Source organism: Paramagnetospirillum caucaseum (assembly GCF_000342045.1).
In the GTDB taxonomy this organism is placed as follows: Bacteria; Pseudomonadota; Alphaproteobacteria; order Rhodospirillales; family Magnetospirillaceae; genus Phaeospirillum; species Phaeospirillum caucaseum.
This window is the reverse complement of sequence record NZ_AONQ01000084.1, coordinates 1-16,535: the sequence shown is the minus strand read 5'-3', so window position 1 is coordinate 16,535 and position 16,535 is coordinate 1. Positions and strand designations below refer to the sequence as shown.

At 68.1% G+C, this 16,535-nt stretch carries 17 protein-coding genes and 1 tRNA gene; 14 read left to right on the top strand and 4 right to left on the bottom strand.

The genetic code is table 11. The features are described 5' to 3' along the window. The first annotated feature begins 277 nt into the window (after positions 1-277). The gene (locus H261_RS20140) at positions 278-496 is read left to right on the top strand and encodes a helix-turn-helix domain-containing protein (protein ID WP_008621303.1); all 219 of its coding nucleotides are present in this window, start codon (positions 278-280) and stop codon (positions 494-496) included. A 133-nt stretch (positions 497-629) separates the two neighbouring features. Here H261_RS20140 and H261_RS20135 read toward each other — a convergent pair. Then, a tRNA-Gly gene (locus tag H261_RS20135) sits at positions 630-704 on the bottom strand. Between the two features lie 188 nt (positions 705-892). Here H261_RS20135 and H261_RS20130 point away from each other — a divergent pair. From H261_RS20130 to ybaK, 5 genes are read left to right on the top strand one after another with little or no spacing between them, the layout of a single operon-like run. Beyond that, positions 893-1,825: a thioredoxin family protein gene (locus H261_RS20130; RefSeq protein WP_008621302.1), complete on the top strand. Its 933-nt coding sequence runs from the start codon at positions 893-895 to the stop codon at positions 1,823-1,825. A 7-nt stretch (positions 1,826-1,832) separates the two neighbouring features. Continuing rightward, positions 1,833-2,492: an LON peptidase substrate-binding domain-containing protein gene (locus H261_RS20125; protein WP_008621288.1), complete on the top strand. Its 660-nt coding sequence runs from the start codon at positions 1,833-1,835 to the stop codon at positions 2,490-2,492. Between the two features lie 11 nt (positions 2,493-2,503). Continuing rightward, positions 2,504-2,701, top strand: coding sequence for a Trm112 family protein (locus H261_RS20120; protein ID WP_008621279.1), 198 nt, complete (start codon positions 2,504-2,506; stop codon positions 2,699-2,701). Then, positions 2,698-3,156 (top strand): gamma-butyrobetaine hydroxylase-like domain-containing protein, encoded by a 459-nt coding sequence (locus H261_RS20115; protein WP_008621274.1) that lies wholly within the window; start codon positions 2,698-2,700, stop codon positions 3,154-3,156. The genes H261_RS20120 and H261_RS20115 overlap by 4 nt, the downstream gene beginning before the upstream one ends. Before the next feature lie 10 nt (positions 3,157-3,166). Further along, positions 3,167-3,640, top strand: a complete 474-nt coding sequence (gene ybaK, locus H261_RS20110) for a Cys-tRNA(Pro) deacylase (protein ID WP_008621273.1) — start codon at positions 3,167-3,169, stop codon at positions 3,638-3,640. A 176-nt stretch (positions 3,641-3,816) separates the two neighbouring features. On the opposite strand, the gene H261_RS20105 is transcribed toward ybaK, so the two are convergent. Next, positions 3,817-5,040, bottom strand: a complete 1,224-nt coding sequence (locus tag H261_RS20105; RefSeq protein WP_008621272.1) for a UbiH/UbiF/VisC/COQ6 family ubiquinone biosynthesis hydroxylase — start codon at positions 5,038-5,040, stop codon at positions 3,817-3,819. A gap of 330 nt (positions 5,041-5,370) precedes the next feature. Between H261_RS20105 and H261_RS20100 the strand changes: the two genes are divergently transcribed. The 6 genes from H261_RS20100 (at position 5,371) to H261_RS20075 (ending at position 13,169) form a co-directional block, all read left to right on the top strand. Continuing rightward, positions 5,371-5,709 carry a P-II family nitrogen regulator gene (locus H261_RS20100; protein ID WP_008621271.1) on the top strand — a complete coding sequence of 113 codons (339 nt, stop codon included), beginning with the start codon at positions 5,371-5,373 and terminating at the stop codon, positions 5,707-5,709. 341 nt (positions 5,710-6,050) lie between these two features. Further along, a complete protein-coding gene (locus H261_RS20095; RefSeq protein ID WP_052004346.1) occupies positions 6,051-7,400 on the top strand; it encodes an ammonium transporter in 1,350 nt (449 codons plus the stop codon). Positions 7,401-7,656: 256 nt separating this feature from the next. Beyond that, on the top strand, positions 7,657-8,856 hold the full coding sequence (locus H261_RS20090) for an aminotransferase class I/II-fold pyridoxal phosphate-dependent enzyme (protein WP_008621268.1): 1,200 nt from the start codon (positions 7,657-7,659) through the stop codon (positions 8,854-8,856). A gap of 7 nt (positions 8,857-8,863) precedes the next feature. After that, the gene (locus H261_RS20085) at positions 8,864-11,281 is read left to right on the top strand and encodes an FtsK/SpoIIIE family DNA translocase (protein WP_008621266.1); all 2,418 of its coding nucleotides are present in this window, start codon (positions 8,864-8,866) and stop codon (positions 11,279-11,281) included. Between the two features lie 64 nt (positions 11,282-11,345). Further along, on the top strand, positions 11,346-11,996 hold the full coding sequence (locus tag H261_RS20080; RefSeq protein WP_008621263.1) for a LolA family protein: 651 nt from the start codon (positions 11,346-11,348) through the stop codon (positions 11,994-11,996). A 381-nt stretch (positions 11,997-12,377) separates the two neighbouring features. Next, entirely contained in the window at positions 12,378-13,169 is a 792-nt protein-coding gene (locus tag H261_RS20075; protein ID WP_008621261.1) for an exodeoxyribonuclease III, read from the top strand. Between the two features lie 19 nt (positions 13,170-13,188). On the opposite strand, the gene H261_RS20070 is transcribed toward H261_RS20075, so the two are convergent. After that, complete coding sequence (locus tag H261_RS20070) at positions 13,189-13,818, bottom strand: response regulator transcription factor (RefSeq protein WP_008621259.1); 630 nt, start codon at positions 13,816-13,818, stop codon at positions 13,189-13,191. A gap of 139 nt (positions 13,819-13,957) precedes the next feature. Here H261_RS20070 and ribA point away from each other — a divergent pair, with 139 nt between their 5' ends. Beyond that, positions 13,958-15,070, top strand: coding sequence for a GTP cyclohydrolase II (ribA, locus tag H261_RS20065; RefSeq protein ID WP_008621257.1), 1,113 nt, complete (start codon positions 13,958-13,960; stop codon positions 15,068-15,070). 146 nt (positions 15,071-15,216) lie between these two features. After that, entirely contained in the window at positions 15,217-16,290 is a 1,074-nt protein-coding gene (locus H261_RS23575; RefSeq protein WP_008621255.1) for a hypothetical protein, read from the top strand. Here the strand turns inward: H261_RS23575 and H261_RS20055 are convergent. Next, positions 16,291-16,535 (bottom strand): alanine racemase (locus tag H261_RS20055; protein WP_008621253.1); only part of this gene is annotated, 245 nt, incomplete at its 5' end.

Here is a 16,535-nt window from a genome sequence, read left to right as displayed (position 1 = left end):
GGAACGTACATCGGAGCTTCAAAGCCAAGAGCTAGTGGGCCAGAGTTCAGCGCTTTCTCCAACTTCTCAAGGCATTGATCAATATCCGTGCCTTCGCTTGGATCTGGGCCAACGATAGCCCAGCCAAGGTTTTTACCCGGTTTCCCGATATCGATGACAGCAACATGCATGTTTATCTGTCCGGCTCGCATCCCGCAACGCAGACTGCCACAACCCACTAACCATTTACATACTATAGTGGATAAACTTTCCGAGCGTTCCAGGGTGACCTCGGCGCATGGACATGCGCAGGCTGGTTGGCCAAAACGTCAAACGGATAAGGATTGAAAGGGGGCTGACGCAAGAGCAGCTGGCCGCTGCATCAGGCTTTACTCAGCAGTATCTGAGCGGCTTGGAGAGCGGACGCCGTAATCCGACCGTTGTGACTGTCTACGAGATCGCCACCGCACTGAGCGTCACCTATCTTGAATTGCTCAAGCCTGTCCCAGACGCATGAGGTCCACTTGGCCTCTACGCTGCCAGTAACCACGGAGTAACCGAGACCCTCCAGGCATCTGTCGGTTGACGGTTTTATCGGATCCAAAAACGCGAAAGGCCGCAGTTTCCTGCGGCCTTTTTCGTGGTCCGATTGGAGCGGGCGAAGGGATTCGAACCCTCGACCCCAACCTTGGCAAGGTTGTGCTCTACCCCTGAGCTACGCCCGCTCTGTTCGGCGTTTCCGCTGCCTCTCGGCGTCGGAGGCCCGGATAATACGAAAAGAATCGGCCGACGCAAGCACTTTTTCGCGGCCTTTTTTTCGGAACCCCCGCCGGCCGGGTTTGGACTTGCCAGAGGGACGCCAACGGTCCATCTATTGCGGGTCAAACCCGCGACCATTGGGACGGAAACAGCCATGGACCTGATGTTCAATTCCGGCGCCAAGGGAGCCGCCGGCGCCACCGGAGCCGCCCAGGGCGACCTGATCAAGGACACGACCACCGCCACCTTCGTGGCCGACGTCATCGAGATGTCGCAGAAGGTTCCGGTGATCGTCAGCTTCTGGGCGCTGGGCAGCGGCACCTGCAAGCAGTTGGGCCCCATCCTGGAAAAGGTGGTGCGCGAGGCCCGCGGCGCCGTGCGCCTGGTCAAGGTCGATGTGGACAAGAACCAGGATCTGGCCATGCAGTTACGCATCCAGTCGGTTCCCACCGTCTACGCCTTCAAGGGCGGCCGTCCGGTGGATGCTTTCGCCGGTCAGCAGTCGGAGGGCCAGCTGAAGCAGTTCGTCCAGACTCTGACCGCCGGCGGCAATGCCGGGCCGACCATCGACGATTACATCGCCGAGGCCAGGCGGGTGCTCGAAGAGGGCGACCCCCAGACGGCGGCCGGCATCTTTCAGCAGATCCTGCAGGAGGCCCCCGACAACGCCCCGGCCATGGCCGGGCTGCTGCGCTGCCTGATGGCGGCGGGTCAGAGCGAGCAGGCCGAAGCCATGCTGGGCCGGCTGGCGCCCGAGATGGCCCGCCATGCCGAAATCGCCGCCGTGGCCACCGCCCTGGAACTGGCCCGTCACGCCGGCGGGGTGGGCGAGGCCGCCGAGCTGCGCCGCCGTCTGGCCGCCGATGCCGGCGACCATCAGGCCCGCTACGATCTGGCCCTGGCCTATTACGCCGGGGGCGAGGTCGAGGCGGCGGTGGACGAGTTGCTGGAGCTGTTCCGGCGCAACCGCGCCTGGAACGAGGACGCGGCGCGCAAGCAGCTGGTCAAGATCTTCGAGGTGCTGGGCTTCTCCCATCCCCTGGCCAAATCCGGCCGCGCCCGGCTGTCCACCCTGCTGTTCTCGTAAGGTCACCATGCAGGCCGACCGCCCCTTGCGTATCGACGACCTGCCCCGCGACCTGCCGGTCTTCGCGGTGTCGGGTGCCATCCTGCTGCCCCGGGGCAGCAGCCCGTTCATGGTGTTCGAGCCGCGCTACCTGGCCATGGTCGACGATTGCTTAGGCGCGGGCCGCCTGTTCGCCCTGGTCCAGCCGCGCGACGACAGGGACAAGGCCGGCGTGGTCTCCGGTCTCTATGACGCCGGCTGCCTGGCGCGCATCACCGCCTTCGGCGAGACCGGCGACGGCCGCTACCTGATCACCGCCACCGGCCTCTGCCGCTTCCGTCTGGCCGGCGAGGTCGAGGGCCGCGCCGGGTACCGCCGGGTGCTGACCGACTATCTCCCCTATGCCGCCGATCTGGACGGCAGCGACAGCGGCCCGGTGGATCGCCGTGCCCTGCTGTCCATCGTGCGCGCCTATCTGGGGGGGCTTGGCATGTCGGCCGACATTGCCCAATTGGAAAAGGCCGACGACGCCGATCTCTCGGTCCGTCTGGCCATGGCCTGCCCCTTCGCACCGGCGGAGAAGCAGGCCCTGCTGGAGGCCGACAGCCATGCCGAGCGTTGCCGGCTGATGACCACCTTGATCCAACGGGAACTGCTGAACGAAACCGGCGGTTCCTCGATACATTAGGAGCGGTTTCAATGCCCGAGCGTGTTTCGGCCTTCGACACCAAGCTGCTGGATATCCTGGTGGCCCCCGGCACCCATGCGCCGCTGCGCTACGACGCGGCCGCCCAGGAGCTGATCGACGACAAGGGCGGCCTGGCCTATCCCATCCGCGACGGCATTCCGATCATGCTGGTGGACGAGGCCCGTTCCACCGAGGGAGACGCACGATGACCATTCCCGCCGAACGTCCCTGGCCCGAGGAAATCAAGGTCGACAAGGCGGCCCGCACCCTGCGCGTCGCCTTCTCCGACGGCAAGACCTTCGTGCTGCCCGCCGAGCTGCTGCGGGTGGAAAGCCCAAGCGCCGAGGTCCAGGGCCATTCCCCCGACCAGAAGCAGCTGGTTTCCGGCCGCATGCATGTGGGCATCATCGGTGTCGAGCCGGTGGGCAATTACGCCGTCAAGCTGGTGTTCGACGACCTGCACGATTCCGGCATCTATTCGTGGGATTACCTCTACGCGCTCGGCGCCGGCCAGGATGCCATCTGGGCCGATTACCTGGCCGAGCTGGAGGCGCTGGGCCTGTCGCGCGATCCGGCGCTGTCCAAGGCGCCGCCGCCCAAGGCCCACGGCTGCGGCGGGGGCGGCGGGGCCAAGTCGGGCGGCGGCGGTTGCGGCTGCGGCTGAAGCCGCTCCCATGTCGAAGACGACGCGGGCGACCCAGGCGCTCGACACGGCGGGCGTCGCCTACGAGGTCCGCCTTTACGAGTATGACGGCAATGCCGACAAGGTGGGGATGCAGGCGGCCGAGGCCCTGGGCGTCCCCCCCGGCACGGTGCTGAAGAACCTGATGGTGCTGGCCGACGGCAAGCCGGCCTGCGTGGTGGCGCCCTCGGATTGCGAGGTCTCCATGAAGAAGCTGGCCGCCGCCCTGGGGGCCAAGTCGGTCCGGATGATGAAGCCGACCGACGCCGAGCGCGCCACCGGCTACGTGGTGGGCGGCATCTCGCCCTTCGGTCAGAAACGCGCCGTGCCCACGGTGATGGAGGAGGCCGCGCTCTCCCATCCCAGGGTGTTCATCAACGGCGGCGGCCGTGGCGTGCAGGTCCACCTGTCGCCCGCCGACGCCCTGAAGGCCCTGGGCGCCAAGGCCGCGGCGGTGGTGGCCTGATGAAATTCGACATTCAGGTGGATAGGCCAGGAAATGAGCCACAGATGAACACAGATTCCCGCTGCGCGGGACACAGATAAGGAAGTTTCTCAATTCATCTGTGTTTATCTGTGGCTGAAATTTCTTGCAGAAAGGGGTTCTGCCCCAAAGTCGGCCGAATTCCCTGAATATCGATCCTAAAGTCGCTCGCCCTTCATCAGGCGGGGCAGATCGCCCACCAGGCCCATGGCATGGCGCATGAAGAAGCGCTTGGCGGGGCCGAGCTGGTTCACCCCGGCCAGGCCGAGGCGGCGGGCGTGCTTCAGCGGTCCCATATGGTTGGAGAACAGGCGGTCGAGCCCGTCGGTGACGCCCAGCATCAGCATGGTGTCGAAGCGCCGCCAGCGCTGATAGCGCTCGAGGACGTCGGGTCCGCCGGGATCGAGGCCGAGGCGGAGCGAATCGGCGATGACCTCGGCCAGGGCGGCCACGTCGCGGATGCCCATGTTCATGCCCTGGCCGGCGATGGGATGCATGCCGTGGGCGGCATCGCCGATCAGGGCGAGGCGGTGATCGACCATCCGTTCGGTGAATTGCAGGGTGAGGGGGTGGTGGAAGCGCCGGCCTTCCAGCCGGATGTCGCCGAGAAAACCGCCGACCTTGGCGGCCAACTCGTCGCGAAAGGCGGCGTCGTCCTGGCCGCAGATGGCGGCGGCCACGCCGCATGCCTCGGTCCATACGATACCGCTGCGGTTTCCCGCCAGGGGCAGGATGGCGAAGGGGCCGGCGGGCAGGAAGCGCTCGTGGGCGATGCCGCGATGGGGCGTCTCGTGCGCCATGATGCAGACGATGCCGCTCTGGCGGTAATCGCGCCGCGTCACCTTGATGCCCGCCTGGGTCCGCAGCAGGGAGCCGCGCCCGTCGGCGGCCACCGCCAGGGCGGCATGCACCACCCGGCCGTCCTCCAGCTCGGCCTCGACCCGGTGGGGCAGGCGCTCCAGGCGCTTGAGCCGCGCCGGGGCCAGCAGGCTGACCGAAGGCGTGCGGCCCAGGGCGGCCAGCAATTCGCGGCGGATGGCCGGGTTGGGGACGATCCAGCCCAGGGGGGCATCGCCCATGTCCAGGTGGTCGTAATGCAGGAACAGCGGCGAGGCATCGTCGGTGACTCGGATGTCCAGGATCTCGCCGGCCTCGTCCCGCATGCCCGTCCAGGCGCCGGCGGCGGCGATCACCTTGCGCGCCGTATAGGCGATGGCGATGGCCCTGGCGTCGGTGCCGGGGCGGGCCAGGGCCTCGGGCGGCGCCGCCTCGACCACCGCCACCCGGATGCCGGCGCCGCCCAGGACGCAGGCCAGCAGGGCGCCGACCGGGCCGCCGCCATTGATCAGGACATCGACGCGCAGGGGAGATGACGTGCTCATGAGACTTGTTCTGCCACCCCCGGCCGGCCGGTGCAAGATGGGTGATGGCGGGCAAAACGCCGAGGAAACAGGCAAAAGGGTGGAAAAGCCGCCCAGGATTCGAGCGGTCTATCGCCGCCGGTCGGGCCCAACACCTTGGCAAAGCGGTATTTTCCACCAATTTCATGTGAAGGGCGGATTCCGGCATGCCGCTTGAATGGGAAGGGGCAGCGGAACATTCGCAAGAAGGCTTGCGACCGATCAACCGTGATCCGTTTTTCCGGCCCGCCAGGTCATCGGCGGACTCCGCACCGGAATGACGGATCCCTGGAATTGCATGGGGACCCCAAGATGAAGCTGATCATGGCCATCATCAAGCCCTTCAAGCTCGACGAGGTTCGCGAGGCCCTGACGCCGCTCGGCGTCCAGGGCTTGACCGTGAGCGAAGTCAAGGGCTTCGGCCGCCAGAAGGGCCAAACCGAAATCTATCGCGGTGCCGAATACGTGGTGAACTTCCTGCCCAAGGTGAAGATCGAGGTCGCCGTCAACGACGATCTCGTCGACCGGGTGGTGGAAGCCATCCAGACCGCCGCCCGGACCGGCAAGATCGGCGACGGCAAGGTGTTCGTCACCGAGATCCAGCAGGCCTACCGCATCCGCACCGGCGAAAGCAACGCGGAAGCGCTCTGACATTTCTGCCCAGCGGTGCAAGCCCTCGAAGCCCGGAAGGCCCAATCCTTCCGGGCTTTTGTTTTGCCGCTTGGCCGGGGGCCGCACCGTCCATTGAAGTATTCGCCGCACAATATTGCCGCAGCACAAATTTTGACCACCACCCGATAGGGCTGCCTAAAACTTCACCACGGAAGCCGCCGGCGGAAAGGCGTTCGCGTCGGGTACGGATCGGAATCGCGGAAATCCAGGCTTCCGGGCAGTTGGCACGGTTCTTGTTACTGGAGGGACAGCCGATCGCGCCTGAGGATCACCAAAGGCCGATCAAACCGTTCATTCGCTGAGCCGCTTCGGGGGTAACCATGAGCAATCGTTTGAAGTCCGTCCTGTTAGGCGTAGGCCCCGCGCTCGGCCTCGCGCTTCTCGCCTCGGTGGCGGGCGCCGAGGAGGCCGCCGCTCCGGCCGCTGCCGCCGCTCCGGTGGTGCTGGATACCGGCAATACCGCCTGGATGCTCACCTCCACCGCCCTGGTGCTGCTGATGACCATTCCCGGCCTGGCGCTGTTCTATGCCGGCATGGTGCGCAAGAAGAACCTGCTGGGCACCATGATGCAGAGCTTCGCCATCACCTGCGTCATCACCCTGCTGTGGGTCATCGTCGGCTACTCCCTGGCCTTCACCGGCACCAGCCCGTTCATCGGCGGCTTCGACCGCGTCCTGCTGTCCGGCCTGGAAAAGGGTTCCCTGGCGTTGCCCAACGCCTTCCCCGAATCGGTCTTCATGATGTTCCAGATGACTTTCGCCATCATCACCCCGGCCCTGATCACCGGCGCCTTCGCCGACCGCATGAAGTTCTCCTCCATGCTGGTGTTCATGACCCTGTGGCTGCTGGTGGTCTACGCCCCCATCTGCCACTGGGTGTGGATGATGGACGAGAAGGGCGCCGCCATCGGCTTCCTGGGCGCCATGGGCGTGCTGGACTTCGCCGGCGGCACCGTGGTGCACATCAACGCCGGCATCGCCGGCCTGGTCGCCTGCCTGGTCATCGGCCCGCGCAAGGGCTACGGCACCGACAACATGGCGCCCCATAACCTGTCGCTGTCCATGATCGGCGCCTCGCTGCTGTGGGTGGGCTGGTTCGGCTTCAACGCCGGTTCCGCCGTGGCCGCCGACGGCCGTGCCGGCATGGCCATGGCCGTCACCCAGGTGGGTGCCGCCGCCGCCGCCGTGTCGTGGATGTTCGCCGAGTGGCTGCTGCGCAAGAAGCCCTCCGCTCTCGGCATCGTCTCGGGCGCCGTGGCCGGTCTGGTCGCCATCACCCCCGCCGCCGGCTTCGTGGACGTCAAGGGCGCCCTGGTCATCGGCCTGATCGCCGGCGTGGTCTGCTACTGGGGCGCCACCGGCCTCAAGCATGCCCTGAAGTACGACGACTCGCTCGACGCCTTCGGCGTGCACGGCATCGGCGGCATCGTCGGCGCCATCCTGACCGGCGTGTTCGCGGTCGAGAGCATCGGCGGCACCGCCGGCCTGCTGGAAGGCAATGCCGGCCAGGTGATGACCCAGGTCTATGGCGTGCTGATCACCGGCGTCTACACCGCCGTGGTGTCGTTCATCCTGCTCAAGGCCATCGACATGGTCATGGGCCTGCGGGTCACCGCCGAGGAGGAGCGCGAGGGTCTCGACATCGCGCTGCACGGCGAGACCGTCCACTGATCCTCGAAGCCTCCGCCCGTCGCCGCGGGAAAGGGGCAAGAGGAGGGCGCCGGGGCAACCCGGCGCCCTTTCTCTTTGTTTGTCCCTCAGTCGCCGGGCGGGTTTCTTTCGAAACCCTTGGCTTCCGCGCCATAAGGCGCGCGGCCCCTTGGGCCTAGCCGGCCGCCTCGCAGCCGGTACCCTTTCTCTTTGGGCCGGAAGGCAAATTGAGGTAATGAATGTTCCACCAACGTTTGCCTCCATCCGCGCAGAAGACATGACCATCGCCCCCCATCTCGACGCCCGTCTCGACGGCCTGCCCGATTATCCCTTCGCCCGGCTGGCCAAGCTGCTGGGCGCTCCGGCCCGGCCGGATTCCATCGTCATGTCCATCGGCGAGCCCCAGCACAGGCCGCCTTCCATGGTGGCGGAGATCCTGGCCGCCAACGCGGCGCTGTGGGGCAAGTATCCGCCGGCCAACGGCTCGGCCGAACTGCGCCAGGCGGTGGCCGGGTGGGCGGCGCGGCGCTATCACCTGCCCGAGGGGCTGATCGATGCCGAAAAGGCCATCCTGCCGGTGGCCGGCACCCGCGAGGCGCTCTATCTGATCGCCCAGGCGGTATGCGGCGACCGCCAGGGCGGGCGGCCCCTGGTGCTGCTGCCCAACCCGTTCTATCAGGTCTATGCCGGCGCGGCGGTGATGGCCGGGGCCGATCCGGTCTTCGTGCCCGGCGCCGACGGTCCGGCCAGTCAGCCCGATTACTCCACCCTGCCGCCCGACCTGCTGGACCGCACGGCCCTGGCCTATATCTGCTCCCCGGCCAATCCGCAAGGCACGGTGGCCGATGCCGCCCTGCTGGAGCGCCAGGTCCAGACGGCGCGGCGTCACGGCTTCGTGCTGGCGGTGGACGAATGCTATTCCGAGATCTGGGACAAGGCGCCGCCGCCCGGCGTGCTGGCCACCTGCGCCGCTTTGGGCGAGGGGCTGGCCAACGTCCTGATGTTCAATTCGCTATCAAAACGGTCTAGCGTGCCCGGCCTGCGGTCGGGAATCGTGGTGGGTGACGAGCGGGTGATCCATGCTTTCGCCCGCCTGCGCTCCTATGGCGGCGCCGCCACGCCGCTGCCCATCGCCGCGGCGGCCAGCGCCCTGTGGCGCGACGAGGCGCATGTGAACGAAAGCGCCGCCCTTTACCGCGCCAAGCTGGACGCAGCCGAGCGCATCCTCGGCGGCCGCTTCGGCTTCACCCGGCCGGAAGGCGGCTTCTTCCTGTGGCTGGACGTGGGCGACGGCGAGGCGGCGGCGGTCAGGCTGTGGCGTGAAGGCAATATCCGGGTGCTGCCCGGCGCCTATCTCGCCGCCGAGGATTCCGAGGAGGGCAATCCCGGCAGCCGCTTCATCCGTGTCGCCCTGGTCCACGACCTGGCCATCACGGAAGGCGCGCTGGTCCGCCTGGGCGAGATTTTGGGAGGGTAGGAGAAGAATGGCGGCTCCATCGCGCAAGACCATGCCCTCCGGCGGGTTCCTGCCGCGTGGAACCGTGGACTTCCTGTGCCGCCGCCTGACCCAGGCGGGCGGGCTGGCCCTGCTGGTCCTGGGCGCGGCGGGCATGGCCGCCCTGGTCACCGCCGATCCCCATGATCCCAGCTTCGACACCGCCGCCAGCGGCCCGGTGGTCAACGCGCTGGGCCGTCCCGGCGCCTGGTTCGCCGATTTCCTGTTCCAGGCGGTGGGCTGGGGCGGCGCCGTCCTGGTGCTGACCTGGGGGGTGTGGGGCCTGCTGGTGCTGATCCGGGTGCGGCTGCCCGGCCGCTGGGTGGTGCGCCTGATGCTCCTGCCGCCCACCATGGTGCTGTGGGGGCTGGCCCTGGCGGCGCTGCCGCTGCCCGCCATGCCCTGGCTGCCCGCCGGTCCCGGCGGCGCCCTGGGATTGCTGCTGGTCAAGGGGCTCGGCCTGCTGCTGCCCCCCGAATTCGCCTGGATCGCCGGCCCCGCCGCCCTGCTGGTCGCCGTGGCGGCGGCGGTGTTCGTGCTGGGCCTGACCGGCGCCGAATGGGCCGGGCTGGGCCGGCGCTCTCTGGACATGGCCAGCGCCGCCGGCCAGGCGGCCTCGGCCTTGCGCGCCCATCCCTTCGCCGAGCCCGAGCCCGGCATCCGCCGGGTGGACCCGGTGCTGCGCCCGGTGCCGGCCCGCGCCGAGCCGCTGGTGTCGCCGCTGCCGCCTGATGATGACGACGACGACGATCCCTTCGTGCCGCCGCCCCTCGACACCGCCGACGAGCCGGCCCGGTCCACCGGCTCCCTGGTCCAGCCCAAGCGTCCGCCGGTCACGCCGGGCAAGCGCGAGCGCGCCGCCCGCCAGGGTACCCTCGATCTCGGCGCGCCGCCGCCCGGATCGGGCTACCAGCTGCCGCCGCTGACCCTGCTGGCCCCGGCGCCCGACCAGGGGCAGACCCGCATCAACCAGGACGGCCTGGCCCAGAACGCCCGCCTGCTGGAAGAGGTGCTGTCCGATTTCGGCGTCAACGGCAAGGTGGTCAAGGTCCGCCCCGGTCCGGTGGTGACGCTGTACGAGCTGGAGCCGGCGCCCGGCACCAAGACCAGCCGGGTGATCGGCCTGGCCGACGACATCGCGCGCTCCATGAGCGCCCTTTCGGTGCGCATCGCCACGGTGCCGGGGCGCAGCGTCATCGGCATCGAGCTGCCCAACCAGAAGCGCGAGACCGTCTACCTGCGCGAATTGCTGGCCGCCGAGCAGTTCGAGAAGGCCTCGGCCAAGCTGACCCTGGTGCTGGGCAAGGATATCGGCGGCGCGCCGGTGATGGTCGATCTCGCCCGCATGCCGCATCTGCTGATCGCCGGCACCACCGGCTCGGGCAAGTCGGTGGCCATCAACACCATGATCCTGTCGCTGCTCTACCGCCTGACTCCGGAAGAGTGCCGCATCATCATGATCGATCCCAAGATGCTGGAACTCTCCGTCTATGACGGTATTCCCCATCTGCTGGCCCCGGTGGTCACCGAGCCGGGCAAGGCGGTGGTGGCGCTGAAATGGGCGGTGCGCGAGATGGAAGACCGCTACCGCGCCATGAGCCAGCTCGGCGTGCGCAACATCGCCGGCTACAACCACCGCCTGGCCGAGGCCCGCGACCGCGGCGAGGTGTTGACCCGCACGGTGCAGACCGGCTTCGACCCCGACACCGGCAAGCCGCTCTACGAGGAGCAGACCCTGGCGCTCGAGCCGCTGCCCTTCATCGTGGTCATCGTCGACGAGATGGCCGACCTGATGCTGGTGGCGGGCAAGGACATCGAGGCCGCCGTCCAGCGTCTGGCCCAGATGGCCCGCGCCGCCGGCATCCACATCCTGATGGCCACCCAGCGCCCGTCGGTGGACGTCATCACCGGCACCATCAAGGCCAATTTCCCCACCCGCATCTCGTTCCAGGTGACCAGCAAGATCGACAGCCGCACCATCCTGGGCGAGCAGGGGGCCGAGCAGCTGCTGGGCCAGGGCGACATGCTGTACATGGCGTCGGGCGGGCGGGTGACCCGCGTGCACGGCCCCTTCGTCTCCGACGAGGAGGTGGAAAAGGTGGTGGACCACCTGCGCTCCCAGGGCGAGCCCTCCTACGTGGAGGCGGTCACCGAGGAGGAGCAGGGTGAATTCGGCCTGGGCGGGGCCGAGGGCGGTGGCGGCTCGGGCGACGATCTCTACGATCAGGCGGTGGCCCTGGTCTGCCGCGAGAACAAGGCCTCGACCTCCTTCGTGCAGCGCCACCTGCAGATCGGCTACAACCGCGCCGCCCGCCTGATCGAGCGCATGGAATCGGAAGGCGTGGTGGGCAAGCCCAACCATGTGGGCAAGCGCGAGGTTCTGGCCCGCACCGGGGTCGAGTATTAGGGACCACATTTTCTCCACAATCCGGGAGCCTTGGTGGTTCTTCCGACGAATGGAACGGATGGCGATGAGACGCATTGGACTTTGGGCGCTGTCGGCGCTTTTCGGGCTGGTTGTGACGGTGGCCCAGGCCGCTCCGCCGGCGCGCACCCCGCTGTCGGCCCAGGACAAGGCCGACATCGCCCGCGCCGAGGAATACCTCAACGGCGTCACCACCCTGAAGGCCCGCTTCCTCCAGGTGTCGCCCAACGGCGCCTCCGTCGAGGGCGATGCCTATCTGTCGCGGCCGGGCCGGCTGCGGCTGCAATACGATCCGCCCAGCCCGCTGTTGGTGGTGGCCGACGGCACCTTCCTGATCGTCCATGACAGCCAGCTGGGCGAGCCCAGCTACATCCCGCTGGGCTCGACCCCGGCCGGCATCCTGGTCCGTCCCGGCCTTAAGCTGGACGGTGGCGACGTGAACGTGACGCGGGTGGTCCGCCTGCCCGGCGTGGTGCGTATCTCCATGGTCGAGGCCGACGACCCCGCCGCCGGCGAAATCACCCTGGTGTTCTCCGACAAGCCCTTCGCGCTGCGCCAGTGGCAGGTCAAGGACGCCCAGCACCAGGTGACCACCGTGTCGCTGTATCAGGCCCAGGCCGGGCTCTCCCTCGATTCCAAGCTGTTCGAGTTCAAGAATCCCAAGTTCACCGCGCCGACCCTCAACACCGGCAATTGAGCCATGCATCATGCGCATGGCCGCCATGCGTATGGCGTACCTGTGAAGGGAGGGGCGGCACCCCAGATTCCAAGGAGCACGGCCGCGACTGCAATGGTCCGGCCCTGCGGGGTTGGTTTCCCCTGCCACCCCGCGCTCCTCACGGAGCAATAGGGCGCCCGGTTACCCCCCTGACCGGGCGCCCTTTTCGTGTATTTTGCCCCTCAATCGCCGGGCGGGTTTCCACGAAACCCTTGGCTCTCGCGGCATAAGCCGCGGCGGGCGCCCGCGCGAAAGCGCGTGTAGAATAAATCTGCCGGCGAAGCCGGCCGGTCCTTGCCTCCTCGCCTTAAGGGCTCGTCGGAATTCATCTCTTCCCGATTACGCCGGAGTAGCCTCGTCTTGCGTCTCGTCACCTGGAACATCAATTCAATCCGCCTGCGCATCGACCTTCTGCGGCAGGTGGCGGCGGTGATGAGCCCCGACATCGTCTGTCTGCAGGAGATCAAGGTCGACGACCCGCTGTTTCCCCTGGACGAGTGCCGGAGCATGGGCTTCGGGCATGTCGCCTTCCACGGCATGAAGGGCTACAACGGGGTGGCCATCCTGTCCCGCCTGCCCCTGGCCGAGGTGCGGCCGCTGTCGCGCTGCGGCCGCGACGACCGCCGCCATCTGATGGCGCGCCTCGAGAACGGGGTAGAGGTGCACTGCCTCTATATTCCGGCGGGCGGCGACGTTCCCGACCCCGAGATCAACGACAAGTTTGCCCACAAGCTGGATTTCGTGCGCGAGATCACCGCTTGGGCCGCCGCCGCGTTCACCCCGGAGTCCAAGGCGATCCTGGCCGGCGACTTCAACATCGCGCCGCTGGAGAGCGACGTGTGGTCGCACAGGCAATTGCTCAAGGTGGTCAGCCATACTCCGGTCGAGGTGGAACTCCTGAACGCCTTCCAGGCCTCGGTGCCCTTCGTCGATGCGGTGCGCCACTTCGTGCCGCCCGAAGAGAAACTGTTCACCTGGTGGAGCTACCGCTCGCCCGACTGGCAGAAGAACGACCGCGGCCGCCGCCTGGACCATGTCTGGGTGACTCCGGCCCTGGCCCCGGCCTTGCGGTCGGCCCTGGTGGCGCGCGAGGCCCGTGCCTGGACCCAGCCCTCCGACCATGTGCCGGTGATGGTGGATTTCGACCTGTAGGACAAAGCGGGCGTGAACCTCAGGGGGCGTCCGCCAACCGGTACCCGCCGTTCTCGCTGACCAGCACGCCGCTGCCCAGTTTGCGGCGCAGCTTGTAGATGTGGGTCTCCAGGGTATGGGTGTCGATCTCGGCGCCATAGCCCCAGACCTCGCCCAGCAGGGTCTCGCGGGCCACCACCTGTCCGGCGGCACGGTGAAGGCGGCCCAGGATGGCGGTTTCCTTGGCGGTGAGGCGGACCAGGGCGCCGCTGTCGCCATCCAGCACCGAACGGCTTTCGTCGAAACGCCAGCGGCCGATGCTGATTCCGGGGGGGCGGGCGAGGACGTCGCGGATGCGCGAGGCCAGGACGGGCAGGCGCAGCGGCTTGGCGACCACCGCCTCGATACCGCAGCAGCGGGCGGTGGAAACGGCCCCCAGCAGCAGCATGGGCAGGTTGAGCCCGGCCTCGCGCAGCCTGAGGCACAGGGCCGGGCCGTCCAGGATCTCGTCGACCACCGCCAGGTCGTGCTCTCCGGCGCAGGCCAGGAGTTCGGCGGAATCGGCGGCCTCGGCCACCGCCCAGCCCGCCGTCTGGCGCAGGTGGTCGGCGACGCTCCGCCGCAGCAGGGGGTCGGCGATGGCGAGAAGGATGCGGGGTGTTGCGGTCATGTGCGGCCTTTCCGACTGCCATCCTATATCACATGGCTTTATGTCCTGGCGATGGCAGGGGAGGGACGGGATCAGACGGATTGGCTTTTCCGTTTTAAAGGCTGTATGGTTCCGGCCGGCCGAAAAACGAAGCCTGTCCATGACCCGAAGCCTCGATACCACCCCCAAGCCGGAAGCGGCGGCAGCTCCCTCCCTCATCGCGGTCGATCGCGCCGTCGGGGAATTGCGTCGTGGCGGATTGGTGCTGGTCGAGCATGCCGGCGGATCGGCGCTGATGATGGCCGCCGAGGCGGTATCCGATGAAAGCCTGACCCTGCTGGCCGCCGCCGCCGGCTCGGACGTCCTGCTGGCGCTGACCGGACGCCGCGCCGGGGCGCTGGGCCTGGGCGACACCGAGGCCGGGGTGTTCCGCGTGACCCCGAAGAACGGTTTCGATGCGGCAACGATTGCCTGGCTGGCCGATCCCGGCGCCCGCTCGCTGCCCATGCCGGTCTTCTCGACCCTGGATGCCCGCCGCGCCGGCGGCCTGGACGAGGCGTGCGTGGCGCTGGCCAAGCTGGCCCGGCTGCTGCCGGCGGCGGTGCTGGCTCCGGCCCTGGCCGTTCCCGCCGGAGCGGTGCGGGTGGCGGCGGCGGAAATCACCTCCTACCAGGAGAACGCGGCACGCTCTCTGCGTCAGGTCAGTCAGGCCCGCGTGCCGCTGGAAAACGCCGAGACCGCCCGCATCGTCGCCTTCCGTCCCTCCGATGGCGGCATCGAGCATCTGGCCATCGTCATCGGCGACCCCGATCCCGACCAGCCGGTGCTGGCCCGGCTGCATTCCGAATGCTTCACCGGCGACCTGCTGGGATCGTTGCGCTGCGATTGCGGCGACCAGTTGAGGGGCGCCATCGCCGAGATCGCCCAGACCGGCAGCGGCGTGCTGCTCTATCTCGCCCAGGAGGGCCGGGGCATCGGGCTGGTCAACAAGCTGCGGGCCTATCAGCTGCAGGACGACGGCTTCGATACCCTGGACGCCAATCTGCAGCTGGGCTTCGACGACGACGAGCGCATCTATCTGCCCGCCGCCCAGATGCTGCGGTTGCTGGGAATCGGCCGGGTGCGACTGCTCACCAACAATCCCCTGAAGGTCGATGCCCTGGCCCGCCATGGCGTCGAGGTGACCGAGCGGGTGCCGCACGTCTTCCCCTCAAACGACCACAACCAGGGCTACCTGCGCACCAAGGCGACGCGCAGCGGCCACCTGTTCTAGCCGTCTCCCCGGCAGGATTTGCCGTCCGGTTTTTGCCCTATGACGGCTTCTGCCGGGCCGATATCAGGGAAAATCAAATAAATTCAATGCGATAAAACTGGCATTATGGTTGCAAGAAGGATGGCGTCCTTCATCCGAGGTGCGCCATGTCGCTTTCCACCGTGTCTTCCTACCAGCTGCCCGGCCTACCGGATTCGCTGGTGCCGGCCTTGTCCAGCGAGAACGCGGTAACGGCGGCGGAAGCCTCGAAGGTCGCCAATTCCCCCGATGCCAAGCAGCTGTCCATGTTCGCCGAGGGCGACGAGGAACCGTCGTTCCTGGACTTTCTCGACGTCATCAACCCGCTGCAGCACATTCCGCTGGTCAATAACCTCTACCGGGAAATCACCGGCGACAAGATCGGCGTGGCCGCCCGGCTGGTCGGCGGCACCTTGTTCGGCGGGCCGCTGGGCCTGCTCGCCTCGGCCGCCAATTGCGTCTTGGAGGAATCCACCGGCCACGATGTCGGCGGCCATGTGCTGGCCCTGTTCCGCGACGACGACCCGGCCGCCACCGGCACCGGCACCGCCCTGGCCTCGGCGGAGGAAAAGGCGCCGGCCCCGGTGGCCCAGGCGGCGCGGATGGACGCTTCGATGCCGCAGCAGAGTCAGGTCCTGGCCGCCGCCGCCGAGCCCCAGGCCGCCGATGCCAAGCCGGCGGAGCCCAAGGTGGACGAAGCCGCCCAGGCCAAGCCGCTGATCATGTCCGATCTGGTGGGCGGGGATGTCCGGTCCCCCACCGCCACCGTTCAGCCCGCAGCCGTTCCGGTCGCCGCCGCGGCGCCCCAGCCCGCCACCGATGCCGCCGCACAGGTGGCGGCCGCCGCCAACCGGCCCATGCCCCTGGGCCGCGAGCCCCGCCTGATGCCGATTCCCGGCCGCACCACCCCGCTCGCCACCCAGGCGCCGCCGGCCATCGGGACGACCATCTCCAGCACCGGCTACCGCTCCAACGCGCCGGTGGCCGGCCATCGCCCCAGCGCCCAGCGGGCCGCCTCGGCGGCCATGGCGCAGCAGATGGTGGCGGCCCAGGCCGAGGGCTCGGCGGCGCCGGCCGGGGGCGTGCAGCAGGCTCAGACCGGCGACTGGTTCTCGGCCTCCATGATGCAGGCCATGGACAAGTATGAGAAGAGCGCCCGCCTGGGGCAGCCCTCCCCCGGGACTGTTACGCAACAGCAATAATCAGGCGCGGTGGCCGAAGATGGCCGACCCCACCCGCACATGGGTGGCGCCGGCGGCGATGGCGGCCTCGAAATCGCCGCTCATGCCCATGCTGATCACCGCCAGCCCATGACGCGCCGCCATGGCGGCCAGCATGTGGAAATGGGCGGCGGGGTCGTCCCCGGCGGGGGGAATGCACATCAGGCCGGCCAGGGGCAGCCGGAATTCGTCGCGGCAGATGGCCACCATGGCATCCAGCTGGTCGG